Raw genomic sequence first — 26,243 nt, forward strand, 5'->3', positions numbered from 1 at the left:
GTTATGCGTACGACCCCGGCTATGGCGGCGGTCTGGGATACGGCCCAGCGTTGGTTGCCCAAGAGGCCGGCGCGGTGATCGACGATGCGGGCGCTGTGGTGGGTGATGCCGGGCTGGTCGCCACCGATGTGGGGGCCGGGCTGGCTAACGCGGTCGTGACAGATGTCGGCGCTGGGCTTGCGACTGGCTTGGGTCTCGGGTTGCAGACGGCGGTCGCGCCCGGCTTCGGCTTCGCCGAGCCAACCGGCGGCTTCGGCGCTCCGATCGGTTTTGCGGGGCCGATCGGTTTCGGGGGGCTAGGCGGCTTCGATGTCCCGACGGGCTTCGGTGCCCCGGCCGGGTTCGGCTTCGGTGCGCCTGTCGGGTTTGGTGCGCCGGTCGGCTTCGGTGCACAGACCGGGCTGGGTTTCGGCGCCGGCTTTGAAGCCGGAATCGGCGCTCAGATTGGGGCGGGTCTCGGTCTTGGCGTCGGAGCTCAGACGGGTCTGGGCGCCGGGCTGGGCTTCGGCTTAGGAGGACAGGCAGCCGTCGGTGGTCCAATCGGTGCCGGACTTGGCTTGGGCATCGGCGCCGGTGCTGGCGCCGGGCTTGGCGGCGGCATCGGTGGTCAGGCGGGGATCGGCGGGGGCTTTGGCGTCGGCGGCCAGGTCGGTGTTGGCGGCGGCTTCGGCCTCGGCGCTGGCGTCGGGGGTCAAGCAGGAATCGGCGGCGCGATTGGTGGCCAAGCTGGTGTCGGCGGGGGCTTCGGGCTCGGTGGTCAGGCGGGCATTGGTGGCGGCTTCGGCGCCGGTGCTGGTGTGGGCGGTGAGGCCGGTATCGGCGGCGCGATCGGTGGCCAGGCCGGTATCAGTGGCGCCGTTGGTGGCCAGGCGGGCATTGGTGGTGCCGTGGGTGCCGGTGCGGGCTTGGGTGGTCAGGCCGGGATCGGCGGTGCCGTTGGTGGCCAGGCCGGTGTCGGCGGTGGCTTAGGCGCCGGTGCTGGTGCTGGTGTTGGTGTTGGTGGCGCGATTGGTGGTCAGGCCGGTATCGGCGGCGCCATTGGTGGCCAGGCTGGGATCGGTGGCGCCGTTGGTGGCCAGGTCGGTGGTGGCTTCGGTGCTGGTGCTGGTGCTGGTGCTGGTGTTGGTGGCGCGATTGGTGGTCAGGCCGGTATCGGCGGCGCCATTGGTGGCCAGGCGGGCATTGGTGGTGCAGTCGGTGGTCAGGCCGGTGTTGGTGGTGCCGTAGGTGCCGGTGCGGGCTTGGGTGGTCAGGCCGGGATCGGTGGTGCCATTGGTGGCCAGGCCGGTGTCGGTGGTGGCTTCGGCGCCGGTGCTGGTGCTGGTGTTGGTGGCGCGATTGGTGGCCAGGCTGGGATCGGTGGCGCCGTTGGTGGCCAGGCGGGCATTGGTGGTGCAGTGGGCGGTCAGGCCGGTGTTGGTGGTGCCGTAGGTGCCGGTGCGGGCTTGGGTGGCCAGGCGGGTCTCGGTGGTGGCTTCGGCGCAGGTGCTGGTGTTGGCGGCCAGGCTGGGATCGGTGGCGCGATTGGTGGTCAGGCCGGTGTTGGCGGCGCGATTGGTGGTCAGGCTGGGATTGGCGGTGCCGTTGGTGGCCAGGCCGGTGTCGGTGGTGGCTTTGGCGGCGCGATTGGTGGTCAGGCTGGGATTGGCGGCGCGATTGGTGGGCAGGCCGGGATCGGCGGTGCCGTTGGTGGCCAGGCTGGTCTCGGTGGTGGCTTCGGCGCGGGTGCTGGTGTTGGCGGCCAGGCTGGGATTGGCGGCGCGATTGGTGGTCAGGCGGGCATCGGTGGTGCCGTTGGTGGCCAGGCTGGTCTCGGTGGTGGCTTCGGCGCCGGTGCTGGCTTGGGTGGCCAGGCCGGTGTCGGTGGTGCCGTTGGCGCGGGCGCGGGCTTGGGTGGTCAGGCGGGCATCGGCGGTGCTGTCGGTGGCCAGGCCGGTCTCGGTGGTGGCTTCGGTGCTGGCGCCGGCCTGGGCGGCCAAGCCGGTATCGGTGGCGCTGTCGGCGGTCAGGCAGGTGCTGGCGCAGCGCTTGGTGGCCAGGCTGGTGTTGGCGGTGGCTTCGGCGCCGGTGCGGGCCTTGGCGGCCAAGCCGGTGTCGGTGGCGGCTTCGGTGCCGGTGCGGGCCTTGGCGGCCAGGCTGCAGTCGGTGCCGGTGCAGGTGCTGGCCTCGGCGCCGGCGCTGGTCTTGCAGGCCAGGCGGGCTTGGCAGGTCAGGCCGGTCTCGCCGGTCAGGCGGGCTTAGCGGGTCAGGCGGGTCTCGCCAGCCAGGCCGGTTTCGCCAGTCAGGCGAATCTTGCCGCTGGCGGGGGACTGGCCGGTGCCGGAAACGTCGGTGGTCTGGCCGGCGGCAACGCAGTGTTGGCCAGTGGCGCCAGCGGCCAAGCCGGCTTGATCGCCAGCGAAGGGGCCGCGCTCAACGGCGCTGCAACACCGCACGTCTCGGGCCCGCTGGGTGGCGTCGGAGTGGGCGGTCAAGCCGGTGCAGCCGGTGGCGCCGGCCTGGGAATCGGCGGCAACGCACGCGGTGACGCTCTGGCGGGCCAGAGCAACCCCATGGGCGCCCACCCGAGCCCGCAGCCAGCCGCCGCGGCCGGAGCCGGCGCTGGAGTAGGCGCACAAACGGCGCCCGCTGGCGTCGCGGCCACCGGAGCCGGGGGCGGACACGTTGCGGGTGGACCTGCGGGCAGCACTGCCGGAGCCGGAGCACACGGCGGCATCATCGGCGAAGAAGGTGCCACGCTCGGCGGTGGCGGTGGGGTCAACCCCGGCGCCGGTGGCAACCCGGGTGGCGGTGCCAATCCCGGCGGCGGCCTCCATCCTGGGGGCGGCTACAACGGTGGCGGAGGCGCGAACGGCGGCGTCACGCCCGGCGACCACGGCCCGACCGTCCCAACTAGCCACGGCCCTGTCGTCCAGGGCGGCGCAGGTACCGGCGGGCCGGTCACGGCGCCCTCGGGTAGCGGACCCGTCATCCAGACGCCGGGCGGGGCGGCCGGGCAGGGCGGCGCAGCGGGCCACGGCGGCGCGAACCCGCCGGTGATTCACGCGCCGGAGCCGCAAACGCAGACGCCGGTCGAGCACACGCCGGCCCCGACGCAGCACGCGCCGATCACGCCGACGCAGCACGCCCCGGTCGAACCGCAGCCGGTCTTTCACCAGCCGCCGAGCCCATCAGTGTTCGGGCATGAGCCGCCTGCGCCCGACACGCCGCCGGTGCACACCGACCCCTCGGCGCACGGCCCGGTGGGCCACCCAGGGTTCTGATTCGCCGACCTGACGAAGCTGGCGGGGACCTTCGTGGTCCCCGCCGATTCGTCCGCTTACCGTGATCTGGAAAGCAAGCGATCGAGAAAGTGGGGCAGCGCGGTGACTCAACCGGATGACCCGCGTCGGGTCGGTGTGATCGTCGAGTTGATCGACCACACCGTGGCGATCGCCAAGCTGCACGACCGAAGCGATCTGGTCCAGCGCCTGACGCGGGCGCGGGCCCGCATCACCGACCCGCAGATCCGGGTCGTGATCGCCGGTCAGCTCAAGCAGGGCAAGAGTCAGCTGCTCAATTCGCTGCTCAATCTGCCTGTCGCGCGCGTGGGCGATGACGAGGCGACGGTGGTCATCACCGTCGTCAGCTACAGCCCCGAACCGTCGGCCCGGCTCGTCGTGGCCGCGGGACCCCACGGCGAGACAGCAACCGTCAACATTCCGCTCGACGAGATCAACACCGACCTGCGCAGGGCGCCCCAGGCGGGCGGCCGCGAAGTGTTGCGTGTCGAGATCGGCGCGCCCAGCCCGCTGCTGCAAGGCGGATTGGCGTTCATCGACACCCCGGGAGTGGGCGGGCACGGCCAGCCACACCTGTCCTCGACGCTGGGTTTATTGCCGGACGCCGACGCGCTGCTGATGGTCAGCGACACCAGCCAGGAGTTCACCGAACCCGAGATGTGGTTCATCCGGAAGGCGTACGAGGTCTGCCCGGTCGGCGTCGTCGTCGCGACCAAGACCGACCTCTATCCGCGCTGGCGCGAGATCGTCAACACCAACGCCGCGCACCTGCAACGCGCCGGAGTTCCGTTGCCTATCATTCCCGTCTCATCACTGCTGCGCAGCCACGCCGTCACGCTCAACGACAAGGAACTCAACGACGAGTCCAACTATCCGGCGGTGGTGCAATTCCTCAGCGACAAGGTGCTCTCCCGCCAGAACGACCGTGTCCGCGATGACGTCCTCCACGAAATACGTTCGGCGGCAGAACAATTGACGATTTCGACGGGCTCGGAGCTGTCGGTGGTCAACGACCCGACGATGCGCGAACGTCTCACCGAGGACCTGGAACGACGCAAACGCGAAGCCCAAGACGCGGTGCAGCAGACCGCGTTGTGGCAGCAGGTGCTCAACGACGGATTCACCGACCTCAGCACCGATGTCGACCATGATTTGCGGGTGCGCTTCCGCGCCATCACCGACGATCTGGAACGTCAGATCGATGCGTGCGACCCGACTCGGCATTGGGCCGAAATCGGCGCCGACGCCGAAGACGCCGTCGCCAAAGCCGTCGGCGACAACTTCGTCTGGGCCTACCAGCGCGCCGAGGCCTTGGCTGACGAGGTGGCCCGGTCGTTCGTCGACGCCGGACTGGACTCGGTGATGTCCCCCGAGCTGACCGCTCGGCTGATGGCTGGCGACTTCGGCCGGCTCAAGGCGCTGGCGCGGCTGGAATCCAAGCCGCTCGGCAAGGGGCAGAAGGTGGTTTCCGGATTGCGGGGCTCCTACGGCGGCGTGGTGATGATCGGCATGTTGTCCTCGGTGGCCGGCTTGGGCCTCTTCAATCCCGTGTCGGTGGGTGCGGGCTTGATACTGGGCCGGATGGCTTACAAGGAGGACAAAGAAAACCGGCTGTTACGGGCCCGCGGTGAAGCGAAGGCCAACGTGCGGCGCTTCATCGACGAGGTGTCCTTCGTGGTAGGCAAGGAATCGCGGGACCGACTCAAGACCATCCAGCGCACGCTGCGCGACCACTACCGCGACATCGCCAACGAGGTCACCCGCTCGCTCAACGAGTCGCTGCAATCGCTGATCACCTCCGCCCACATGGAAGACCTCGAACGCGACAACCGGGTGCGCGAACTCGAGCGACAGTTGGACATCCTGAACCAGGTCACCGACAACGTCGACAAGCTGATGCCGCCGGTGACCGTGGGACGAGGGTGAGCACAAGCGATCGGGTCCGCGCGATCCTGGGCGGAACCATCCGGGCTTATCGCGGCGAACCGGCCTACCGTCAGCGCGCCGACGTCTTCTACCAACTGGACCGCATCGGTGCGCGGCTCAACGAGCCGATCCGCATCGCACTGGCCGGCACGCTCAAGGCAGGCAAGTCGACGCTGCTCAACGCGCTGGTCGGAGACGACATAGCGCCCACCGACGCGACCGAGGCCACCCGCATCGTGACGTGGTTTCGGCACGGACCCGCGCCCCGGGTCACCGCCAACCACCGCGGCGGGCGGCGCACCAACGTGCCGATCATTCATCGCGACGGGCTCAGCTTCGATTTGAGCCGGCTCAACCCCGCCGAGGTGGTCGACTTGGATGTCGAGTGGCCCGCCGAGGAGCTGACGCAGACGACCATCATCGACACCCCGGGCACCTCGTCGCTGACGCGCGACGCCTCCGCGCGCACCCTGCAGTTGTTGGTTCCTCCCGACGGGGTGCCGCGGGTGGACGCGGTGGTGTTCCTGCTGCGCACCCTCAACGCCGCCGACGTCGCCCTGCTCAAGCAGATCGGTGGATTGGTGGGCGGATCGGCCGGCGCGCTGGGCATCGTGGGCGTCGCCTCCCGAGCGGACGAGATCGGCGCCGGCCGCATCGACGCGATGATGTCGGCTCAGGAGGTCGCCAAGCGGTTCACCGCCGAGATGAACCAGACCGGCATCTGCCAGGCGGTGGTGCCGGTGTCCGGGCTGCTTGCCCTGACCGCCCGCACGCTGCGCCAAAGTGAGTTCAACGCACTGCAGCAGCTCGCCCGGGCCGATGCCGCCGAGCTGAACAAGGCGCTGCTCAGCGTGGACCGATTCGTCCGGCCGGACAGCCCGCTGCCGGTGGACGCGGGCACACGCGCCCAACTGCTCGAACGTTTCGGGATGTTCGGTATCCGGATCTCGCTGGCGGTGCTGGCCGCCGGTGTGAGCGACTCGGCCGGGCTGGCCGCAGAACTGCTGGAGCGCAGCGGGCTGGTGGCGCTGCGCGACGTCATCGACCAGCAGTTCGCCCAGCGTGCCGACATGCTCAAGGCGCACACCGCCCTACTGTCGTTACGACGATTCGTCGAGGCCCACCCGGTGCTCGCGACGCCCTACGTGATCGCCGACATCGACCCGCTGCTCAACGACACCCACGCCTTCGAAGAATTGCGGCTGCTGAGCGTATTACCCTCTCGCCAAACAACATTGAACGACGACGAAATGGCTTCCCTGCGGCGCATCCTCGGCGGCTCGGGCACTCCACCGGCCGCCCGGCTGGGGCTGACCTCCGAGGACCCCAACGAGGGGCCGCGCGCCGCTTTCGCCGCGGCGCAACGCTGGCGACGCCGTGCCGAGCATCCACTCAATGACCCGTTCACCACCAGGGCCTGCCGCGCTGCCGTGCGCAGCGCCGAGGCGATGGTCGCGGAGTACGCGGCGCGTCGCTAGGTTACGGGCGCCGCGGCGGGAAGAACGGTGGTCGTTCCCGGGTGGTGGTCGGGGCAGCCGTCGTGGTGGCCTGGGTGGTCGTCGGCGGCGCAGTGGTGGTCGGCTGCGTTGTCGTGGTGGTCGGCGGCTGCGTCGTCGTGGTCGTCGGCTCGGTTGTCGTCGTCGGCGGTTCAGTGGTCGTGGTGCTCGCAGGCGGCGGTTCGGTGGTGGTCGCGGGCGGCGGCGGGGTCACCACCGTCACGGTCGGGCTGTTGTTCGGGCCGATCACCGTGGTGGTTACGGGCTCGGGTGGCGGTTGGGGTGCGGTGGTATTGACCGGCTTGTTGCTCTCCGGGCGCAAGGTGAGCGCCAGGATGATGGCGACCAGTATGGCCACGCCCGCCCCGGCGACGCCCAACACCAGAGCCCAGCGCTTGTACCACGGCAGCGGTCCCGGCTCGGCGGGGTAGCGATCGTCGTCGGGTGCGGCGGGGGCCGGCGGGTAATCGTCGACCGACGCGACCGGGGCATAGTCGGCGGGTCCGGTGTACGGGACCGGTTCGGCGCCCGTGCCCGGGTCTTCCGACCAAGCCAGCGCGCCGAGGTTTCCGGTGCCCGGGACGTCGGCGCCAGGGGCGACGGCCGCGGTGGTGGCGTCGTTGGCAAACGCCGTGGGCGCGGCCTCGGTCGCCGGCCCGGCGGTTCCGACGAACGAGGTGGGGACGTCGACGGCGGGGCCGATGCCGGTGGCAAGCCCGGCCGCCAGGGCGCCGGCGGTCAGGGCGGTGGCGCCGACGGCGGCGCTGAAGAGGGGCTGGGGTGTGGTGAACACGGGTGCTTGCAGCCGCTCGGAGAGGCGGGTGGTGATGAGCGGAATGCTGGCACCGCCACCGACGGTTGCGATCGCGGCCAGGCCGCCCGGCGGGATCCCGTTGCGGTGCAGCACATCTGCGACCGCAGCGGCGAACCGGTCCAGCGGCCCGGAGATCAGTTGCTCGAACTCGGCACGGGACAAGCGGGCATCGGCGATGCCCGGAGCGGCTCCGGCCACCGGCAGGCTGGCCACCGTGGCCACCGACAGCTGTTCTTTGGCGCGTCGACAACCTGCGAGCAGGCGGGTGACCGGCGCCATGCCCGTTTCGGCGCCGGCCGCGGCGGTGGCGTCGGCGCCGGAGGTCGTCACCAGGTGGTGGTTGAGGATCAGCTGGTCGATCTCGTCGCCGGAGAACTCGCGGTACCGAACGGTGGGGCCGAGCTGGCGAAAGGTCGACCCGGCGTTGGCCAACGTGATGCTGGTGCCGCTGGCCCCGAAGTCACAGAGTGCCACCACGCCCGATGTCGGGAAGCCGGGTCGAGCGGCCAGCGTGTTGAGCGCAGCCTGAGCATCGGAGAGCAACTCCGGCGCCACACCGTTGGGCGACAGGGAAGGCCTGGTGGCCAACGCGGCGCGCAGCGCGGCCGTCTGTGCCTCCGACCAATATGCGGGCACCGCGATGGTGACGGGCGCGCCGTAGCCGACGCCGCGGCCCATGGAGTCCAGGGCTTCCACCGTCAGCGCTGAGCCGAGGTACTTGGTGCCGTCGGCCGCCACCAGGGGCGCCTGGTCACCGACGCGCTCGACGAATCCGCGCAAGACCAGACCCGGTTCGGTCAAGTTCGGGTTCTCTTCTGGCAAACCGACTTCGGGTGCTCGGTGGCCGAACAAGGTCAGCACCGATGAGCGGGTTACCGGGGTGGCTCCGGCGCGAGTCGCGACCAGGTTGGCCACCCCGATCGACAACCCGAGCGACTCGCTCATACCCACACCCCTGTATCCGTCGTTTTGCTGGCGGTCGGCCGTTCCCCACCATAGCGGCCCAGATTCAGCAGAACCTTGGTCGTCCCGGGCTCACCGCCCCGGCGGCAGATTGATGACCGTCGGGATCAGCGGCAGCGTGATCTGCGACGGGAGCCGAGGCAAGGCGCCCTCGCCGCGGGAGTTGGTGGTGGTCGGCGTCGTCGTGGTCGGCGTCGTGGTGGTGGTCGTGGTCGTCGTGGTGGTCGTCGTCGAGGTGGTGGTGGACGAGGTCGTGGTTGGGGTGGTGGTCGTCGAGGCAGTGGTCGTGGGTGTCGCGGTCGTGGTCGTAGGCGTGGGAGCGGGGCCCTGGGAGAGCAGGATGATGCCGTAGATGATCAGCCCGATCAGGACCGCGATGAGTAGCCCCCAGCCGACCAGAGCAAGCGGTTTGCGCCAGCCCGGCGTCGGCTCGGGTTCTTGTTCGTACTGGCCGTAGACGGGCCCGTTGGCGCCGGCGTCCGGCGCGTCGTACCTTGCCACGGCCGCCGATGCTAGCCGCTGCGCAGAGTCGGACGCCCCCGCCACACAGCGCTGTTGCCGATCGGTGACCTGCTGTTAAGGAAGGTTTGGCGGAAGCGTAATCGGCGACGGCACACCTGGAATCGTGATCACCGACGGCGGCGGCGGCAGGTGGCGGTGCGACGGCGGTGACGACGGGGGTTGCTGCCGCGGCGGCTGGCCACGGGGCGAGGTGGCCGGTGGCGCTTGCGGAGCTTCCGTGGTGCTCGGGGGAGCTTCGGAGGTCGTCTCGGGAGTCGTCGCGGTGGTGGTGGTCACCTGCGGTTCGGTGGTGGTGGTGGTCGTCCTCGACGTGGTGCTCGGGGCCGGGGTGGTGCCCTGGTCGCTGCCGAGCAGTTGCAGGATGCCGTAGACGATGAGGGCCAGCAGGATCAGGACCAGCAATGCCCAGCCGATGAGGGCCGCCGGCTTGCGGTACCACGGGCGGGCATCGGTGTCCGGTTCCAGCGGGTCGATTTGACCCGGATCGATGGGTGGCGGCCCCTCAACCGTCTCCTGATACGACGGCGGCGTCGATTCCACCGTGCCCTGCTCAGACGGGGGCGGCGGCGGTCCCTGCGGTCCGTACGGGCCTTGCGGGCCGGGCGCCCACGGGCTGTTCGGCGGCGGCCCCTGCGGCGGCGGGCCTTGCGGCGGCGGCCCCTGCGGCCGGTTCCCGCCCATGCCTAGGGGCCCGTACTGCGTCTGCTGCTCATGGAAGTCATCCGGAGGGCCGTAGCGTTCCACGGCACCGATGGTACTGACGCGCGGCGGCTACCCGGCGAGCGCTTCGACGACGCGCCTGCACCCCGTGGCGCGCGACGATCAGCGATCACGCGCGAAGTCGATCGGCCGGAACTTCCCGGCCGCGAGCTTGCCTTCGATCTCCTCCAAGCTTCTGCCGGTGAGTTCGGGCAATCGGAAGAACACGAATAGCCAAGCCCCGACGTTGAACATGGCATACAGCCACATGGTCGGCCCCACCCCGATGCCACTGATCAAGGTCAGCAGCGTCGAGGTGATGACCACGTTGGTCGCCCACATCACCGCCGTCTGTGCGGCAGTGCCGGCCGGTCGCACGGCCAGCGGGAAGATCTCGGAGCCGGTAACCCATCCGGCCAGCTGTAACCCGCCGGCGTTGAAGAGCATGAACACGATGAGGCAGGCGACGATGAACGGGACGGAGTCACGGCCGCTGTTGCCGGTGACGAACAGCAGTCCCAACACAAACAGGCTCACCGCTGCACCCGGAATCATGATCAGGACGAGCCGACGGCGTCCCACCTTGTCCACGACGCTGAGCCCGACGAGCTGGGCGAGCAGGTAGCTCAGTCCCAGACCGACGGAGACGTCCAGCGCGACTGAAGTGGGAAAGCCGTTGTCGGTCAGGATGGTTGGCGAGTAATAGACGATCATCTCGATGCCGCTGAGCTGGGTGAAGATCGCGTATCCGCAGCCGAGTATCAGTGCTGGACGCACCCACCTCTCCCGCAGGCCGGGCCAACCCTGAGTGCCCGCCGTCTCTTCGGCTTGGGCCGACTCGGTCATCTCTTGCAGTTCCGCCTTGATGTCGTACCCGGGCGGGCGCACCCGCTGCAGCACGTCCAACGCGTCGTCGACGTTGCCGCGCTTGACCAGCCACCTCGGGCTCTCCGGCAACCGCAGGAGCAAGCCCAGCATGAGCGCGGCGGGGACGGCGGCGATGCCGATGGACCACCGCCAGGGGATCGACTGGGACGCCCCGATGAGGGTCGCGATCAAGATGCCGACCCCGATGGCGATCTGGAAGCAGAGCACCAGGCGGCCTCGATAGTTCTTGGGGGCCAATTCGGCGACGTAGGTGGGTGCGGTGAGGGTTCCGCCGACTGCGAAGCCCAAAACCAGCCGCCCCAGTGACAGGAGGACGGGGTTGGGTGACAGCGCGCACCACAGCGCGCCGACGACGAAGACGGCCGCGAGGATCACCAGGGTGGGTTTGCGGCCGCGCTTATGGGCGAGGTGGCTCGACACCAGGGCGCCGATCACTGCACCCACCAGGATGCTGGCCGCTATCAACTGCTTCCAGCTTTCGGCGATACCGAAGTCTTTGGTCATTTGCAGCAGGGCACCGGAGATGATTCCGGTGTCGTAGCCGTAGAGCGCACCCGAGATCGCCGGCACGAGCGCGACGAAGACGACCGCCCCCGTCAGCTGTCTGGGCGCAGCACGGCGGTGCTCGACGGCGCCGCCGGCACCCTTGTCCGCTGCAGCCATGCCCTGCGCCCCCAGTCAGAGTGACCGTCAGCGCCGTGCACGGTCGACAAGCTCACCGTATTCGGCCGATGCGTCGAGACCAAGGGAAAGGGCTGAGCTCGCCGCTCAGAACGTGCTCACCTTGTCGACACTGACGAACATGCCGTGGCCCGTGCCGTTGTTCTGGAACCGGGTGCCGTCCTTGGTGGCGACGATGGTCCAGCCCTGCGCGTCGTAGGTCTTGTAGTCGATGGTGACGGTCGGGATGGCGCCGAGGTTTCCCAGAATCCACTGCACGTTGCCGGTGGAGGTGATGTGCACACCGTTGGCGTGCTCGCCGTCCTGCATCGGTGAGTGGGTGAACGGCGCCTCGCAGCCGACGCTGTCCTTGTTGATCTGGCAGCGCGTCAGCCCGGATTTGGTCTCGATGAACACCCAACCGCTTTCGTCGGGTTTGAGCGGGATGGCGCCGGCGGGCGCGGTCGGCGTCGTGGGGGGCGCGGACGACGGCGCGGGGGTGCTCGGCGGTGTCGTCGGCGTCGTCGGGGGAATGGTGCCGGGTCGAGGTGTCGGGAACGACGGTTCGGTGGGCCCGGCCCCCGGCGCGGCGACCGGCCTGCCGGTGATGGTGGTGCTGCACCCGGCGACCAGTGCCGTCGCGGCCAGCAGGGCCGCGACGCCATGCCGTGCCTTCAGCGATAACCGCACGCGCAACTCCCCCGGAGAAATCCGAATGTCAAGCTGTCAGATTACGCAGCGGAACATGCAAGTTACTGCGGCGACGCGGTTTTGGAACCGCGCTGATGACAAAGCGTTACCGCGACGCCGGGGACTCGACCTTGGCCGACATCGACTCGGCGGCACGATGCGCCGCGGCGACAATTCCCTGGTATCCGGTGCATCGGCAGAAGTTGCCGGACAAGCCTTCTCGGATCTGCTCGTCGGTCGGGTTGGGGATGTCGCGCAGCAGTGCGGTCAGGGACATGACGAACCCGGGAGTGCAGAAGCCGCACTGCAATCCGTGACATTCCCGCAGTGCGGACTGCACGGGCGACAGTTGGCCATCGGGTGAGGCGATGCCCTCAACCGTCGTCACCTCCAGCCCGTCGGCCTGCACCGCGAACAACAGACACGCCCGCACCGCGGCGCCGTCGAGCAGCACGGTGCAGGCGCCGCAGGCCCCGTGCTCACAGCCCAGATGCGTGCCGGTGAGCCCGCACTTCTCCCGGAGGAAATCGGCCAACGTCATCCGGGCTTCGACGCTGGCTGACGTCGGAGTCCCGTTGACCGACAAGCGAATCGATTGCTCATGCATGGACTGCCCCCACCATTGCCTCGTTCACGGCTTCCGTCCAGGCGCGGGCCGTCATGGTGGCTCCTATCCGCGCGCGGTAGGACGCCGACCCTTGCAGATTCGTCGGGATGTCGTCGAGTCCGCTCATGGCGGCCTGGCCGACGTCCTCGGCCACCACTTCGCTGACCGGCTGACCGATCACCGCTTGCTCGGCCACCGTGGCCCGTTTGGGCGTAGCTCCCAGGCCCAACAACCCGATCGCGCACCGGCTGACTCGGTCTTGGTCGTCGAGCGTAACCGCGACGACCGCGCCGGCAATTGCGTAATCGCCGTGCCTGCGGGCGAATTCGTGCACCGCGAAGCCGGATCTGCCGGACCATTGCGGGAATCGCACCCCGGTCAGTACCTCATCGGGGTCCATGGTGGTTTCCCACAGTCCGGCGAAGAAGTCCGACGCGGCGATCTCGCGCCGGCCGCGCGGCGACAACACTTCCATGGTCGCGTCCAGGGTCAGGGCCACTGTCGGGTATTCCCCCGCGGCGTCAGCGTGGGCGATCGACCCACCCAGCGTGCCCCGGTTGCGGATCTGGAAGTGCCCGATGTAGGGGGTCACCTCCGTCAGAAGCGGAACCATCTGGCGCACTTGGGGTTCCGCGCCGACGGTGGCTTCGGTCGTTCCGGCGCCGATCCACAGTTGGTCACCGCGCTGCTCGATGCCCTGCAGCCCGTCCAGCCGTGAGATGTCGATCAGGTGGTCGAAGAAGGCCAGGCGCATCGACAGCATCGGCACCAGGCTCTGCCCACCGGCCAACAACTTGGCGTCGTCGCCGAATTCCGCGAGCAGGCCTACGGCGTCCTCGATGGTGTCGGGGCGGTGGTATGCGAATGTCGCCGGTTTCATCGGTGCCCCTCGGGAATTAACGCGGCGATGGAGGCTGGGCTCGCCGGCAACCGGGTGATGGTGACGCCCAGCGGCGCCAGCGCATCGTTGATCGCGTTGATGACGGCCGGCACCGAACCGATGGCGCCGCCTTCGCCGACGCCTTTGTAACCGCCGGGCCCGGGACCGGGTATCTCGACGTGGCCGTATTCGATCAGTGGCACCTCGGTGGCCGTCGGCAGCAGATAGTCGACGAAGGTGGTGGCCAGCGGGTTGCCGTCGTCGTCGTAGACCATGTCTTCCATCAGCGCGCCGCCGATGCCCTGCACGGTGCCGCCGGCGATCTGTCCTTCGACGATCGCCGGATTGATCATCGGCCCCACGTCCTCGCTGACGATGTAGCGCAGCAGCGTCACCTTGCCGGTCTGCGGGTCGACTTCGCAGGTGCAGGCGTGAGTTGCATTAGCCCACAAGATCGGGGCGGTGGCGACGTAACGCGCGGTCGCTTCCAGCACCGGCGAGACGCCCGGCGGCAGCTGTTGGGGTTCGTAGTACGCGGTGTAGGCCAGCTCACCGAAAGTGACTCTCTTCGACGGGTCACCACGCACAGCCGCTGTGGACTGGGCCAGTTCGACGTCGGATTCGGCTACCTGCAGCCGGTGCGCGGCCATCGCCACAATTCGTTGCCGCAGTATGCCGCCCGCCTCGTTGACGGCACCTGCGGTCATGGGTCCGCTGCGACTGCCTTGGGTTCCGGCCCCGTACGGGGTAACCGCGGTGTCGCCTTGAATGGTGGCCACATCGCCGATGTCGGCGCCCAGCGCATCGGCGGTCAACTGAACGACGGTGGTCTCCAAGCTGTTTCCGCTGGAGCCGCCGTTGACGTAGACGTTGATCTTGCCGGTGGGCTCCATCCGGATGGTGGCGCCCTCGGTGGCGAGGTGTCCGGTCGCAGCCCCCGTCGGCTCGATGTAGGCCGAGAACCCAAGGCCCAGGTAGCGGCCTTGAGCCAGCGCTTCTCGCTGCTCTTTGCGGAACCCTTCGTGGTCAAGGATTTTCACCGCTTGCTCGAAGGTGTCCATCGGCGCGACGTGGTCGTAAGGCATGCCGTTGGGGTTGAAGTAGGGCATCTCGTCTCGGCGCAGCAGGTTGCGCCGCCGCAACTCGACCGGGTCGAGGTTCATCTTGCGGGCGGCGATGTCGAGCAGCACCTCGCGGGCGAGCGTTTCGTATTGCCACGGGCCGCGATAGGCCGCCAGGCCGCTGGTGTTGGAGAAGACGGTCTTGTAGTTGAAGCTGGCCTTGGGCACTCGGTAGGGGCCGGGGAAGAACATCCCGATGGCGGCGCTGGTCAACACCGGATAGGGCGTGGGATAGGCGCCGATGTCTTGGGCGTAGTCGATGTCCACCGCCTGCAGGTGCCCGTCTTCGTCGAACGCCATGCGGCCGGTGCCGTTGACGTGCCTGGCCTGGCCGGCCGACATCAAATTCTCGCGCCGGTCCTCGATCCATTTCAGCGCGCCGGGAACTTTGCGGGCGGCCAGCATGATGCACATGTCTTCGCGCATCGGCACCACCTTCTGGCCGAAACCGCCGCCGGTGTCGCGCATGATGACCCGAACCCGTTGTGCGGCAATGCCTAACAGGCGCGCACAGAACGCTCGCAGTTCGTGCGGTGTCTGAGTCGACGCCCACAGGGTGAGCTCTTCGGTCGCGGCTGACCATTCGACCACCAGTCCGCGGGTCTCGATCGGCACCGGGGCGTAAATCTGTTGATAGACGGTTTCTTTCACCACACACGGCGAATTAGCGAAGATGTCTTCGTCCGGCGGCGCGCCGGCCATACCGCCCGCGACGTTGTGGGGGTAGGTGTCGTGCACCAGGACGTCGGAGTCCTGGGCCGCGGTGAAGTCGGTGATCGCCGGCAGCGGGTCATAGTCGACGTCGATCAGCTCCAGCGCGTCCTCGGCGAGGTAGCGGTTCTCGGCCACCACCAGCGCCACCGGATCCCCCACGAACTTCGCCTCGCCTTCGGCCAACGGCGGCCGGGGAGTGTCGGGCATGTCCTTGCCCGCCACCGCGTGCCAGGCTTCCTTGACGTCGGCGTTCAGATCGGCCGCGGTGAACACGGCATGGACGCCGGGCAGCTCCAACGCCGCCGAGGCGTCGATGCTGTTGATCCGGGCGCGGGCGAACGGGCTGCGCACGAAGCAGGCGTGCAGCATGCCCGGCCGGGAGACGTCGTCGACGAAGCCGCCGCGTCCGGTCAACAGCCGCCCGTCTTCCACCCGCTGCACCCGGGTGCCGGCATAGCGAGGCGCCGGGGTACTGGGGGCCTCGGGTACGTCCTGCGTCATGGTGCTCCATCCGGTTGTCACCCAATGAGAAGCTGAATGTCATCATAGGAGAGTGGCGTTATCGCAGTCGATAGCCGTGGGAGTGTTGCTTGCCGCGGGCGCCGGGCGACGGTACGGCAAGCCGAAAGTGCTGGTGGAGGGCTGGCTGGAAACGGCCGTCGATGCGCTGCAGGACGGCGGCTGTGCCGACGTGGTGCTGGTCTTGGGTGCTGCGCAGGTGCCGGCGCCGCCAGGAGTCACCGCGGTCACCGCGTCGGACTGGCAGCAGGGCCTGAGCGCCTCGGTGCGGGCCGGTCTGGCTGCGGCCGAGCGGCTGGACGCCGACTACGCGGTGCTGCATGTGGTCGACACGCCCGACGTCGGCCCCGCCGTCGTGGCGCGGGTGCTCGAACGGGCACTGTCATCCGGCAGCGGGCTGGCGCGCGCCTACTTCGGGGACCGGCCCGGTCACCCGGTGGTGATCGCGCGCCGGCACTGGCCGCAGGTGGCCGCACGGGTCTCCGGCGACGAGGGCGCCGGGGCGTATCTGCGCAGCCGGGGCGACGTCGAGGTGGTCGACTGCAGCGACCTGGCCGTTGGGCACGACATCGACGAGCGCGCTTGAGGCGCTCAAAGCTCCGGCGTCGGCTCCTCGGCTTCGCTGACCGCGCGCACGCGGTCCCGGATCAAATACCAGCCGCCGATCAAGCTCGGGACGGCGATGGCCAGCGCGGCCAGCATCCAGCGGCCGTATAACTCGTCGAAGAACATCAGCGCCAGCACGGCCACCAGAAAGGCCAACGTCACGTAGCCGGTGTAGGGCGACAGCGGCATGCGGAAGCTCGGCCGCTCCAGTTCACCCCTCTTGGTCATCCGGTGGAACCGGATCTGGCAGGCGACGATCGTCGCCCAGGCGGCGATCACCCCGGTCGCGGCGATGTGCAGCACGATCTCGAAGGCCTGGCTGGGTGTGACGGCATTGAGCACGATGCCGAACAGCCCGATCCCGGCGGTCAGCATGATGCCGCCGAACGGCACGCCGTTCTTGGACATCGCCGCCGTGAACCGAGGGCCGCTGCCGCTCATCGCCATCGACCGCATGATCCGCCCGGTCGAATACAGGCCCGCGTTCAGGCTGGACAGGGCCGCGGTGAGCACCACGAGGTTCATCAGGCTGCCGCCGCCGGCGAAGCCGATCTTGGAGAAGAAGGTGACGAACGGGCTGACGTGGTCCTGGTAGGCGGTGTAGGGCAACAGCAGCGCCAGCAGGACGGTGGACCCGATGTAGAAGACGGCGATGCGGAACACCACGGAGTTGATGGCGCGCGGCATAATCCGCTCCGGATCGGCCGTCTCCCCGGCCGCGATGCCTACCAGTTCGATGGCGGCGTAGGCGAAGACCACACCGGAGGTGACCAGGACCAGCGGCAGCACCCCGGTCGGCAGGAATCCACCGTGGTGGGTCCACAGCGATATCCCGGTCTGCTGGCCGTCGACCTTGATGCGCCCGGCCAAAAAGACGGTGCCGACGATCAGGAACGTGACCAGCGCCAGCACCTTGACCAAGGCGGCCCAGAATTCCAGCTCACCGAACAGCTTGACCGAGATGAGGTTCATGGACAGCACCACCACGAGCGCGGCGAGTGCCAGGGTCCACTGCGGGATGACGTGGAACGCCTGCCAGTAATGGCAGTAGTGCGCGATCGCGGTGGTGTCCACGATGCCGGTCATCGCCCAGTTCACGAAGTACATCCAGCCCGCCGCGTAAGCCACCTTCTCGCCGAAGAATTCGCGGGCGTAGGACACGAACGACCCGGACGAGGGCCGGTGCAGCACCAGTTCGCCGAGCGCGCGCAGGATCAGGAAGACGAAGATGCCGCAGATCCCGAAGACCACGAACAAACCCGGCCCCGCCGAGGCCAGTCGACCGCCGGCGCCCAGGAACAACCCGGTTCCGATGGCCCCGCCCAGGGCGATCATCTGCAGTTGCCGGTTCTTCAGCGATTTGTGGTAGCCCGTGTCTTCGCGGGTCAACGCGTTTGCCGACGGTGCCATCGGGTTCACGTTATCCCACCCAGCGTTCGCGGCGTCAGGCGTTAACACAGGGGGAACAATCCGCTCAAAGCTTCAGCAGTCGTTCGGCGTTTCGGTAGCTGATGCTGGCGCGGTCGTCCTGGCTCAGCGGCAGGTTGTCGAAGAAGTCCCGCGCCGCGCACATGTTGCCGAACGGATAGTCGGTGGAGAACGTCACGCGCTCGATGCCCACTTGCGCCACCAGATTCGCGTAGGTGGCTTCGTCGTTGAAGTTGGCGAACGTGTAGTGCAGGTTCTCCCGCAGATAGGTGCTGACCGGGTGGTTGAGCCCGGTCAAGTCGGGCTTCAGCGTGTCGTCGAAGCGCGGCAGCATGAACGAGATCGCCTCGCTCATGTGCCCGATGACGAACTGCAGTGACGGGTGTCGATCGAAGACCCCACCGAGGATCAGGCGCAGCACATGGGTGCCGGTGTTGATGTGCCAGCCCCATCCGACGGTGGCAAGAGCGAAGCTCACCCGGTCGGAGAAGCCGGCGTAGCAGGACTCGATAACCGCGGGGGGCGGGATGGTCGGGTGCAGGTAGATCGGGACGTTCAGGGCGGCCGCCCGGTCCAGGATCGGCTCGAACGTGGGGTCGTCGAGGTAGACGCCCTGGCAATGGCCGTTGATCACCGCGCCGACAAACCCGTGTTGGCGGACCGTCCGTTCCAGTTCGTCAGCCGCGGCCTCGGGAGCGCTGATCGGCAGGGCCGCGAAGCCGGCCAGCCGGTCGGGATAGAGGCTGATCGCGTCGGCGAGTTCGTCGTTGCAGTCGCGCGCCATCAGGCAGGCCGCGGGTCCGTCCATTTGTTCCACACCGGGTGCGGCCAGCGACAGCACGGAGACGTCGATGCCGGCGTCGTCCATGGCAGCGATGCGCGTCTCGCCGAGATCGCACAGCGGTTCGGCGATGCCGGGCCGGTTTTGCAGCCAGCCGCCTGGCCCGTTGAGGAATCTCGAGGTGGCGTAGTGCTCTTCGAGGGCGATGGTTCGCATCAGGACGCCTCCCGCTCTGCCGGCGTAACGCCCCGACGCTACGCGGGCGCCGCTCATCACGGCTAATGAAAGCTTGTGATCATCGGCAGCACCATTGGTGATACTGACATGGTGCAATTGCGCCACCTCGAGTACTTCTTGGCGGTCGCCGACCACCGCAGTTTCACCGCCGCGGCCCAGAAGCTGCACGTCGTCCAGTCCGGCGTCTCGGCGACCATACGGGCGCTGGAGCGTGAACTCGGCGCCGACTTGTTCATCCGCGGTCCGGCGGGAACGGAGTTGACCGTCGCGGGACAGGAACTGCTGCCGCATGCCCGCGCCACCCTCGACGCTGTGCGGGCCGCCAAAGACGCCGTCCACGCCACCCGCGGCGCCGTCCGCGGCACGGTGACCGTCGGCACGCTCACGTCGATCGATGTCATCGACATGCCGGAGCTGCTGGCCGAACTCTACGACCGGCATCCGGGGATACAGGTCCACCTGCGCTCGACCACGGCCGGTTCGGCCGGGTTGGCCAGGGAACTGCGCGACGGCGACCTCGATATCGCCTTCATCGCCTTCACCGGCACGCCACCGGCCGACCTGCACGCCCGACTGATCGCCACGGCGCAGCTGCTGCTTGTGGTTCCTGCCGAACACCGGCTGGCCGCGAAGACCGACGTGACGCTGGCTGATCTGGCCGGCATGTCGTTCGTGGACGGCCCACCGGGCTACGGCAACCGGGCCCTGGTGGACAACGCGTTCACCGCGGCCGGCGTGACACGCACCGTCGCCTTGGAAGTCGCCGACATCGGCACGGCCGCGACCTATATCCGCAAAGGCCTGGGCATCGGGTTTCTCACCGAATTCATGCTCGACGGCATCGACGCCTCCGGTCTGGCCAGGCTGCGGATCACCGATTGCGACCTGCGCTGGCGGTTGTATGTCGCGACGTCGTCGACCCGGCGCCCCAGCGCGGCCGCGCGCGCCCTGCTGGCGCTGATCGAGGATGCGGCGCCGAGTGAGGTCACTGCGCGGTGAGCGTTCGGACCGCCGGGCCGAACATGGTGTGTTTGATGGCGCCCAGCGTGCCGGGGTTCTTGTTACCCAGCGGGCGGAGCACTTCCACCGCCGCCGCGGTCACTTCACCCTCTGCCGCCGTCGCGTCGACGATTCCGGCGCTCGCGGCGTCGCTGCCGCCGAACCGACGGCCGGTGGTCATCGAGGCAACGGCCGCCTGCGGGGTCAGTTTGGCCTGGATCAGTGCGGCCATCCCGTCGGTGAATGGGATGTTGATGTCCACCTCGGGGAAGCAGAAGAAGCCGCGGTCGGCGCGCATCACCCGGTAATCGTGAGCGATCGCCAACATGGCGCCGGCGCCGAATGCGTGACCGACGACGGCCGCGGCCGTCGGCATGGGCAGGGTGAGCATCCGCGCCAGCAGGCGGTGCACCCGGCCGACGTACCACTGGGTCTGATCACCGTGGGCGATCAGCCAGTCCAGGTCCAGCCCGTTGGTGTAGAACTTGCCGGCCGCCGTGGTGACCAGACCGTGTGCGCCGCTGGCTTCCACCTCGTCGAGGTGGGCGTTGATGTCGTCGAGAAACTCGGGGGAGAAGCGGTTTTCGTCGTCGCCGAGATCGATGACGGCGATCTTCTCGTCGTAGCTGAGGCTGATGGTCATGGTGTGTTCCTTCCGGCTTGGCGGGTAGGTGGTTCGATTTCCAATACCGCTCGCACGGCAGCGCGCAGCTGCGCGCGTGCCGTATCGCTGTGCAGGCGGTCGCGGCGCAGCAGGATGGCCGTGGGTAGATCGACGATGCACAGCGTGATCGCGTCCACGGCCGCCGCATCTTTGCGGTCCCAGACGGCTTGGGCCAGCCGGATCATCAGCTTGATCAGCTCGGACTCGAGATCGGTTATCCGATCAGACGTTTCCTCGGGTAGCTGCGGGTCGAGCAGTTCGGCTCGCGGGATCGTCAGCAGCAGCCGGCACGAATCGGGATACTGCTCGGCGAACGCCGCCGGTGCGTCGGCAGCGGCAGCCACGGCCAGCGCCCCGGCATGCCGGCCGTGGGTGGCGAGGGCCTGATCCACCAAGCCTGATTGCGCGTCGAGGAACCGGCGTCCCGCCCGCAGCCAGGCCTGCGCCACGAGGACCGCCCGGGAACCGAAGCTGTGATAGAGCGCGCCGTTGGACATGCCGACGCTCGCGCTGATCGCACGGATGGTCACCGCCGCCGGTCCCGACGCGACGGCCAGCGACTCGGCGGCGTCGAGGACCCGATCCAGGTCGTGGACGCGTGGGCGCGGCATGCACCGCACAATAACAGAGCATTCGCTCTGTTATTCGGCGAGTTCCGTCTGGGTGCGCAGCCTGCGGCTGCGGGCGACGCTGATGGCGGCCAACGTCAGGCAGATCGATGCGGGAATGAGCAGGCCGTAGCCGCCGAACCGGGCACCGACCGCCAGGCCGGCGACGGCGCCGGTGAGGAAGAGCAACAGCGTCGCGGTGAGAATGGCGGCCTTCCACTTGTCTATGCCGTGCTTGCGGCTGCGGCCGAGCATCAGTCCGAGGTCGGTGACGGTGCCGGTGAAGTGGGTTGTCCGCACCGGCATCCCGCGGAAGCTGGACGTGAGCCCGTTCTGCAGGCCGAGGGCCGAGGCGGCCAGCAACGCCTGCACCGCGGTCTCCTCGATCCCGGCGCCCAGGATCAGCGCCTTGACGTCGGACTCTTCGACGCCCGCCGCGGCAAGCACCAGCAGCGTCGCCTCGATGACTAGCACGGTGGCGTGGCGCATACCGAGGGAGGCCCGTTCGGACGCCAGGACCACGCCGGCGATGGCCGCGCCGACCAGGAAGCCGGCCAAGATGGCGATCAGGACGTGGCTCTCATATCGCCACGGGTGGGCCGTGTCCATGCCGAGCTGGGTGGTCACGCCGGTGAGGTTGCCGACCGGAACCGCGAGGATGAGCAGGGCCATGGAGTTGACCCAGCCTGCCGAAAACGCCAGGGATGCACTGTAGGCCAGCATGCGGCCCTCCCGAGAAAGGCCGCTGCTACGCGTTCGAGTCAACCCCGGCAGTGCGATCCCCACGTCCTGAATTTTGGGCTACGTCGCCGGTGCGGCGCTCGGCCGGCCGGCAGTTTCTGAACAATCTCATAAACATTCCCGGACGCAGCCACCCGGGAACAAGTTGCATCCGGCAGCCGTTAGGATAGTCAGCAAGTTGAGTGAACCTGGCTCAACATCGTATTGACAGGACGGCTCCGCCAGGGGCAGTCTTGAGCCGGGTTCACTCAGCATAGTGCAAGAAGAAGCTACAATCAGGAGGATTCACTATGGCTCGTGCGGTCGGAATCGACCTCGGGACCACTAACTCAGTCGTCGCGGTTCTAGAAGGTGGCGATCCGGTCGTCGTCGCTAACTCCGAGGGCTCCCGGACTACACCGTCGGTCGTCGCATTCGCCCGCAATGGCGAGGTGCTGGTCGGCCAGCCTGCCAAGAACCAGGCGGTGACCAACGTCGACCGGACCATTCGCTCGGTCAAGCGCCACATGGGTGGCGACTGGTCCATCGAGATCGACGGCAAGAAATACACGGCGCCGGAGATCAGCGCCCGCATCCTGCAGAAGTTGAAGCGGGACGCCGAAGCGTACCTGGGCGAGGACATCACCGACGCGGTGATCACCGTGCCCGCCTACTTCAACGACGCCCAACGCCAGGCCACCAAGGACGCCGGTCAGATCGCCGGCCTCAACGTGCTGCGCATCGTCAACGAACCCACCGCAGCCGCACTGGCTTACGGCCTGGACAAGGGCGAGAAGGAACAGACCATCCTGGTCTTCGACCTCGGTGGCGGCACGTTCGACGTCTCGTTGCTGGAGATCGGCGAGGGTGTGGTCGAGGTTCGCGCCACCAGTGGTGACAACCACCTCGGTGGTGACGACTGGGACCAGCGCGTCGTCGACTGGCTGGTCGACAAGTTCAAGGGCACCAGCGGCATCGACCTGACCAAGGACAAGATGGCCATGCAGCGGCTGCGGGAAGCGGCCGAGAAGGCCAAGATCGAGCTGTCCAGCTCGCAGTCCACGTCGATCAACCTGCCCTACATCACCGTCGACGCGGACAAGAACCCGCTGTTCCTCGACGAGCAGCTGAGCCGGGCGGAGTTCCAGCGCATCACGCAGGACCTGCTGGACCGCACCCGCAAGCCGTTCCAGTCGGTGATCGCCGACGCCGGTATCTCGGTGTCCGACATCGACCACGTGGTGCTGGTGGGTGGTTCCACCCGGATGCCCGCGGTCTCCGAGCTGGTCAAGGAGATGACCGGCGGCAAGGAGCCCAACAAGGGCGTCAACCCGGACGAGGTCGTCGCCGTCGGCGCGGCGCTGCAGGCCGGTGTGCTCAAGGGTGAGGTGAAAGACGTTCTGCTGCTTGACGTTACGCCGCTGAGCTTGGGTATCGAGACCAAGGGTGGCGTGATGACCAAGCTGATCGAGCGCAACACCACCATCCCGACCAAGCGGTCGGAGACCTTCACCACCGCCGACGACAACCAGCCGTCGGTGCAGATCCAGGTCTATCAGGGTGAGCGCGAGATCGCCTCGCACAACAAGCTGCTCGGCTCGTTCGAGCTGACCGGTATCCCGCCGGCGCCGCGCGGTATCCCGCAGATCGAGGTGACCTTCGACATCGACGCCAACGGCATCGTGCACGTCACCGCCAAGGACAAGGGCACCGGCAAGGAGAACACCATCCGGATCCAGGAAGGCTCTGGCCTGTCCAAGGAAGAGATCGACCGGATGATCAAGGACGCCGAAGCGCACGCCGAGGAAGACCGCAAGCGCCGCGAGGAGGCTGACGTCCGCAACCAGGCCGAGACGCTGGTCTACCAGACGGAGAAGTTCGTCTCCGAACAGCGCAGCGCCGAAGGCGGCTCGAAGGTGCCCGAGGACACGCTGAACAAGGTCGATGCCGCGGTGGCCGACGCCAAGGCGGCGTTGGGTGGCACCGACATCACCGCGATCAAGTCGGCGATGGAGCGGCTCGGCCAGGAATCGCAGGCACTCGGCCAGGCGATCTACGAGGCGACCCAGGCAGCGGGCGGCGAATCCGGCGGCGCGCCCGGCGGCGCGCAGCCCGGCGCTGACGATGTCGTGGACGCGGAGGTCGTCGACGACGACCGGGAGGCCAAGTGACCGAAGGTAATCAGGAACACGTAACGGTCACCGACAAACGGCGCATCGATCCCGAGACCGGTGAGGTCCGGCACGTCTCTCCCGGCAGTTCGCCGGGAGAGGCGGCGCCGGCCGCCCAGCCGGCCGACAAATCGGCCGACAAATCGGACAAGGTCGCCGAGTTGACCGCGGATCTGCAGCGGGTGACGGCGGACTTCGCCAACTACCGCAAGCGGGCGTTGCGTGACCAGCAGGCGGCGGCCGACCGGGCCAAGGCCAGCGTCATCTCCCAACTGCTCGGTGTGCTCGACGATCTGGACCGGGCGCGCAAGCACGGCGACCTGGAGTCCGGCCCGCTGAAGTCGGTGGCCGACAAGCTGGCGAACGCATTGACCGGGCTTGGCCTGGAGGCGTTCGGCGTGGAGGGCGAAGACTTCGATCCGGCCCTGCACGAAGCCGTGCAGCACGAGGGCGACGGCGGCGAAGGTTCCAGGGCCGTCATCGGCACCGTCATGCGGCAGGGATACCGGCTCGGCGAGAACGTGCTCCGGCACGCTCTGGTCGGCGTCGTCGACACGGTCGAAGGTGCCGGTTCATCGCAAACAGCGTCCGGCCCTGCCGAATCCGACACGCAAACCGACGATAACGCCGGCACCTCCGGTGACTAGACCACACAATCAACAAGAGAGGTGAGAGGGGGTGACGCGACATGGCCCAGCGTGAATGGGTCGAGAAAGACTTCTATAAGGAGCTGGGCGTCTCCTCTGACGCCGATGCCAAAGAGATCAAGACCGCATACCGCAAGCTGGCTTCCGATCTGCACCCGGACAAGAACCCTGCCGGAGCGGAACGGTTCAAAGCGGTCTCCGAGGCCTACAGCGTCTTGTCCGACGAGGCCAAGCGCAAGGAGTACGACGAGACCCGCCGGCTGTTCGCGGGCGGGGGCCTTGGCGGACGCCGCTTCAACACCGGTGGTTTCGGTGGCTTCGGCGGGGGCGGTGACGGCGCCGAGTTCAACCTGAACGACCTGTTCGACGCGGCCGGCCGCAGCGGGGGCGCCAACATCGGCGACCTGTTCGGCGGGCTGTTCGGACGAGGCGGCAGCACCCGGCCCAGCCGTCCCCGGCGCGGCAACGACCTGGAGACCGAGACGGAGCTGGATTTCGTCGAAGCCGCCAAGGGCGTGGCCATGCCACTGCGGCTGACCAGCCCGGCGCCGTGCACCAACTGCCATGGCAGCGGCGCGCGTCCGGGCACCAGCCCCAAGGTGTGCCCCACTTGTAACGGGGCCGGGGTGATCAACCGCAACCAGGGCGCGTTCGGCTTCTCCGAACCGTGCACCGATTGCCGGGGCAGCGGCTCGATCATCGAGCACCCGTGTGACGAGTGCAAGGGGACCGGCGTGACCACCCGGACTCGCACGATCAACGTGCGGATACCTCCCGGCGTCGAGGACGGGCAGCGGATCCGGCTGGCCGGACAAGGCGAGGCGGGGTTGCGCGGTGCTCCGTCGGGTGACCTGTACGTGACCGTGCATGTGCGGCCGGACAAGATCTTCGGCCGTGACGGTGACGACCTCACCGTCACCGTGCCGGTCAGCTTCACCGAATTAGCCTTGGGCTCAACGCTTTCGGTGCCAACGCTGGACGGCACCGTGGGTGTGCGGGTGCCGAAAGGCACCGCCGACGGCCGCATCCTGCGGGTGCGCGGTCGTGGGGTGCCCAAGCGCAGCGGCGGCGCCGGTGACTTGCTCGTCACCGTCAAGGTCGCCGTACCACCGAATCTGGAAGGCGCCGCCCAAGAGGCGCTGGAAGCCTATGCGGCGGCCGAGCGGTCCAGCGGGTTCAACCCGCGGGCCGGATGGGCAGGTAACCGCTGATGGCCAAGAAGTCCGAACGCGAATCGCGCACGTTTCTGATTTCCGTGGCCGCCGAGCTGGCCGGGATGCATGCGCAGACGCTGCGCACCTACGACCGGCTCGGCCTGGTCACCCCGCAACGCACGTCCGGTGGCGGACGCCGCTACTCCCAGCACGACGTCGATCTGCTGCGCGAGGTGCAGCGGCTGTCGCAGGACGAGGGCGTCAACCTGGCCGGCATCAAGCGCATCATCGAGCTGACCAACCAGGTCGAGGCGCTGCAGTCCCGGCTGCAGGAGATGGCCGACGAGATAGCCGCATTGCGGGCCAACCAGCGCCGCGAGGTGGCAGTGATGCCCAAGAGCACCGCTTTGGTGGTCTGGAAGCCGCGGACCGGCGAGCGGCGCTGAGC

The 26,243-nt window shown here is 68.3% G+C and carries 26 protein-coding genes; 11 read left to right on the forward strand and 15 right to left on the reverse strand.

Annotated elements, in window-relative coordinates; translation table 11 throughout:
* Window positions 1-509 precede the first annotated feature (509 nt).
* Window positions 510-725, reverse strand: a complete 216-nt coding sequence (locus I2456_RS28300; protein ID WP_085072685.1) for a hypothetical protein — start codon at window positions 723-725, stop codon at window positions 510-512.
* Here I2456_RS28300 and I2456_RS28305 point away from each other — a divergent pair.
* Window positions 718-969, forward strand: a complete 252-nt coding sequence (locus I2456_RS28305; RefSeq protein WP_085072686.1) for a hypothetical protein — start codon at window positions 718-720, stop codon at window positions 967-969. The two genes, I2456_RS28300 and I2456_RS28305, sit on opposite strands and share 8 nt — an antisense overlap.
* Here I2456_RS28305 and I2456_RS28310 read toward each other — a convergent pair.
* Window positions 966-2,087, reverse strand: coding sequence for a hypothetical protein (locus I2456_RS28310; RefSeq protein WP_163703788.1), 1,122 nt, complete (start codon window positions 2,085-2,087; stop codon window positions 966-968). The two genes, I2456_RS28305 and I2456_RS28310, sit on opposite strands and share 4 nt — an antisense overlap.
* On the opposite strand from I2456_RS28310, the gene I2456_RS28315 reads away from it, so the two are divergent.
* The 4 genes from I2456_RS28315 (at window position 2,077) to iniC (ending at window position 6,685) form a co-directional block, all read left to right on the forward strand.
* Window positions 2,077-2,241, forward strand: coding sequence for a hypothetical protein (locus I2456_RS28315; RefSeq protein WP_241007853.1), 165 nt, complete (start codon window positions 2,077-2,079; stop codon window positions 2,239-2,241). The two genes, I2456_RS28310 and I2456_RS28315, sit on opposite strands and share 11 nt — an antisense overlap.
* Complete coding sequence (locus I2456_RS28320) at window positions 2,202-3,263, forward strand: hypothetical protein (protein WP_163703787.1); 1,062 nt, start codon at window positions 2,202-2,204, stop codon at window positions 3,261-3,263. The genes I2456_RS28315 and I2456_RS28320 overlap by 40 nt, the downstream gene beginning before the upstream one ends.
* A gap of 102 nt (window positions 3,264-3,365) precedes the next feature.
* The gene (locus I2456_RS03330; RefSeq protein WP_085072736.1) at window positions 3,366-5,207 is read left to right on the forward strand and encodes a dynamin-like GTPase family protein; all 1,842 of its coding nucleotides are present in this window, start codon (window positions 3,366-3,368) and stop codon (window positions 5,205-5,207) included.
* Window positions 5,204-6,685 carry an isoniazid-induced dynamin-like GTPase IniC gene (iniC, locus tag I2456_RS03335; RefSeq protein WP_085072688.1) on the forward strand — a complete coding sequence of 494 codons (1,482 nt, stop codon included), beginning with the start codon at window positions 5,204-5,206 and terminating at the stop codon, window positions 6,683-6,685. Before I2456_RS03330 ends, iniC begins: the two co-directional genes overlap by 4 nt.
* A 1-nt stretch (window position 6,686) precedes the next feature.
* Here iniC and I2456_RS03340 read toward each other — a convergent pair whose 3' ends face one another.
* From I2456_RS03340 to I2456_RS03375, 8 genes are all read right to left on the reverse strand, one after another.
* The gene (locus I2456_RS03340) at window positions 6,687-8,462 is read right to left on the reverse strand and encodes an Hsp70 family protein (protein WP_085072689.1); all 1,776 of its coding nucleotides are present in this window, start codon (window positions 8,460-8,462) and stop codon (window positions 6,687-6,689) included.
* Window positions 8,463-8,552: 90 nt separating this feature from the next.
* Complete coding sequence (locus tag I2456_RS03345) at window positions 8,553-8,981, reverse strand: oligopeptide transporter substrate-binding protein (RefSeq protein ID WP_241008044.1); 429 nt, start codon at window positions 8,979-8,981, stop codon at window positions 8,553-8,555.
* Window positions 8,982-9,056: 75 nt separating this feature from the next.
* On the reverse strand, window positions 9,057-9,746 hold the full coding sequence (locus I2456_RS03350) for a hypothetical protein (RefSeq protein ID WP_085072690.1): 690 nt from the start codon (window positions 9,744-9,746) through the stop codon (window positions 9,057-9,059).
* 78 nt (window positions 9,747-9,824) lie between these two features.
* A complete protein-coding gene (locus I2456_RS03355; protein WP_085072691.1) occupies window positions 9,825-11,252 on the reverse strand; it encodes a sugar porter family MFS transporter in 1,428 nt (475 codons plus the stop codon).
* Between the two features lie 105 nt (window positions 11,253-11,357).
* Entirely contained in the window at window positions 11,358-11,939 is a 582-nt protein-coding gene (locus tag I2456_RS03360) for a hypothetical protein (RefSeq protein ID WP_085072692.1), read from the reverse strand.
* A 106-nt stretch (window positions 11,940-12,045) separates the two neighbouring features.
* On the reverse strand, window positions 12,046-12,546 hold the full coding sequence (locus I2456_RS03365) for a (2Fe-2S)-binding protein (protein ID WP_085072693.1): 501 nt from the start codon (window positions 12,544-12,546) through the stop codon (window positions 12,046-12,048).
* Entirely contained in the window at window positions 12,539-13,426 is an 888-nt protein-coding gene (locus I2456_RS03370; protein ID WP_085072694.1) for an FAD binding domain-containing protein, read from the reverse strand. The genes I2456_RS03365 and I2456_RS03370 overlap by 8 nt, the downstream gene beginning before the upstream one ends.
* Entirely contained in the window at window positions 13,423-15,762 is a 2,340-nt protein-coding gene (locus I2456_RS03375; protein WP_085072695.1) for a xanthine dehydrogenase family protein molybdopterin-binding subunit, read from the reverse strand. The genes I2456_RS03370 and I2456_RS03375 overlap by 4 nt, the downstream gene beginning before the upstream one ends.
* A gap of 52 nt (window positions 15,763-15,814) precedes the next feature.
* On the opposite strand from I2456_RS03375, the gene I2456_RS03380 reads away from it, so the two are divergent.
* Window positions 15,815-16,366 carry a nucleotidyltransferase family protein gene (locus I2456_RS03380; RefSeq protein ID WP_174814171.1) on the forward strand — a complete coding sequence of 184 codons (552 nt, stop codon included), beginning with the start codon at window positions 15,815-15,817 and terminating at the stop codon, window positions 16,364-16,366.
* Window positions 16,367-16,371: 5 nt separating this feature from the next.
* Here the strand turns inward: I2456_RS03380 and I2456_RS03385 are convergent, their stop codons facing one another.
* Together I2456_RS03385 and I2456_RS03390 are read right to left on the reverse strand one after the other, a co-directional pair.
* Entirely contained in the window at window positions 16,372-17,796 is a 1,425-nt protein-coding gene (locus I2456_RS03385) for an amino acid permease (protein WP_139822985.1), read from the reverse strand.
* 64 nt (window positions 17,797-17,860) lie between these two features.
* Window positions 17,861-18,811, reverse strand: a complete 951-nt coding sequence (locus I2456_RS03390) for an amidohydrolase family protein (protein WP_085072697.1) — start codon at window positions 18,809-18,811, stop codon at window positions 17,861-17,863.
* A gap of 75 nt (window positions 18,812-18,886) precedes the next feature.
* Between I2456_RS03390 and I2456_RS03395 the strand changes: the two genes are divergently transcribed.
* The gene (locus tag I2456_RS03395; RefSeq protein WP_241007854.1) at window positions 18,887-19,831 is read left to right on the forward strand and encodes a LysR family transcriptional regulator; all 945 of its coding nucleotides are present in this window, start codon (window positions 18,887-18,889) and stop codon (window positions 19,829-19,831) included.
* Here I2456_RS03395 and I2456_RS03400 read toward each other — a convergent pair.
* From I2456_RS03400 to I2456_RS03410, 3 genes are read right to left on the reverse strand one after another with little or no spacing between them, the layout of a single operon-like run.
* Window positions 19,818-20,474: an enoyl-CoA hydratase-related protein gene (locus I2456_RS03400; RefSeq protein WP_085072698.1), complete on the reverse strand. Its 657-nt coding sequence runs from the start codon at window positions 20,472-20,474 to the stop codon at window positions 19,818-19,820. The genes I2456_RS03395 and I2456_RS03400 overlap by 14 nt on opposite strands.
* Window positions 20,471-21,106 carry a TetR/AcrR family transcriptional regulator gene (locus I2456_RS03405; protein WP_068022805.1) on the reverse strand — a complete coding sequence of 212 codons (636 nt, stop codon included), beginning with the start codon at window positions 21,104-21,106 and terminating at the stop codon, window positions 20,471-20,473. Before I2456_RS03405 ends, I2456_RS03400 begins: the two co-directional genes overlap by 4 nt.
* Window positions 21,107-21,136: 30 nt before the next feature.
* Window positions 21,137-21,826 carry a YoaK family protein gene (locus tag I2456_RS03410; RefSeq protein ID WP_082951970.1) on the reverse strand — a complete coding sequence of 230 codons (690 nt, stop codon included), beginning with the start codon at window positions 21,824-21,826 and terminating at the stop codon, window positions 21,137-21,139.
* 308 nt (window positions 21,827-22,134) lie between these two features.
* Here I2456_RS03410 and dnaK point away from each other — a divergent pair, with 308 nt between their 5' ends.
* Genes dnaK through I2456_RS03430 form a run of 4 tightly spaced genes read left to right on the forward strand, consistent with a single transcriptional unit; the run spans window position 22,135 to window position 26,241 of the window.
* Window positions 22,135-23,994 carry a molecular chaperone DnaK gene (gene dnaK, locus I2456_RS03415; RefSeq protein ID WP_068022803.1) on the forward strand — a complete coding sequence of 620 codons (1,860 nt, stop codon included), beginning with the start codon at window positions 22,135-22,137 and terminating at the stop codon, window positions 23,992-23,994.
* Window positions 23,991-24,641, forward strand: a complete 651-nt coding sequence (gene grpE / locus I2456_RS03420) for a nucleotide exchange factor GrpE (RefSeq protein ID WP_068022802.1) — start codon at window positions 23,991-23,993, stop codon at window positions 24,639-24,641. Before dnaK ends, grpE begins: the two co-directional genes overlap by 4 nt.
* A 41-nt stretch (window positions 24,642-24,682) precedes the next feature.
* Window positions 24,683-25,852: a molecular chaperone DnaJ gene (dnaJ, locus tag I2456_RS03425; protein ID WP_068022799.1), complete on the forward strand. Its 1,170-nt coding sequence runs from the start codon at window positions 24,683-24,685 to the stop codon at window positions 25,850-25,852.
* Window positions 25,852-26,241 (forward strand): heat shock protein transcriptional repressor HspR, encoded by a 390-nt coding sequence (locus I2456_RS03430; RefSeq protein ID WP_068022797.1) that lies wholly within the window; start codon window positions 25,852-25,854, stop codon window positions 26,239-26,241. Before dnaJ ends, I2456_RS03430 begins: the two co-directional genes overlap by 1 nt.
* Window positions 26,242-26,243: the final 2 nt, after the last annotated feature.

It is taken from the genome of Mycobacterium kubicae (genome assembly GCF_015689175.1).
In the GTDB taxonomy this organism is placed as follows: Bacteria; Actinomycetota; Actinomycetes; order Mycobacteriales; family Mycobacteriaceae; genus Mycobacterium; species Mycobacterium kubicae.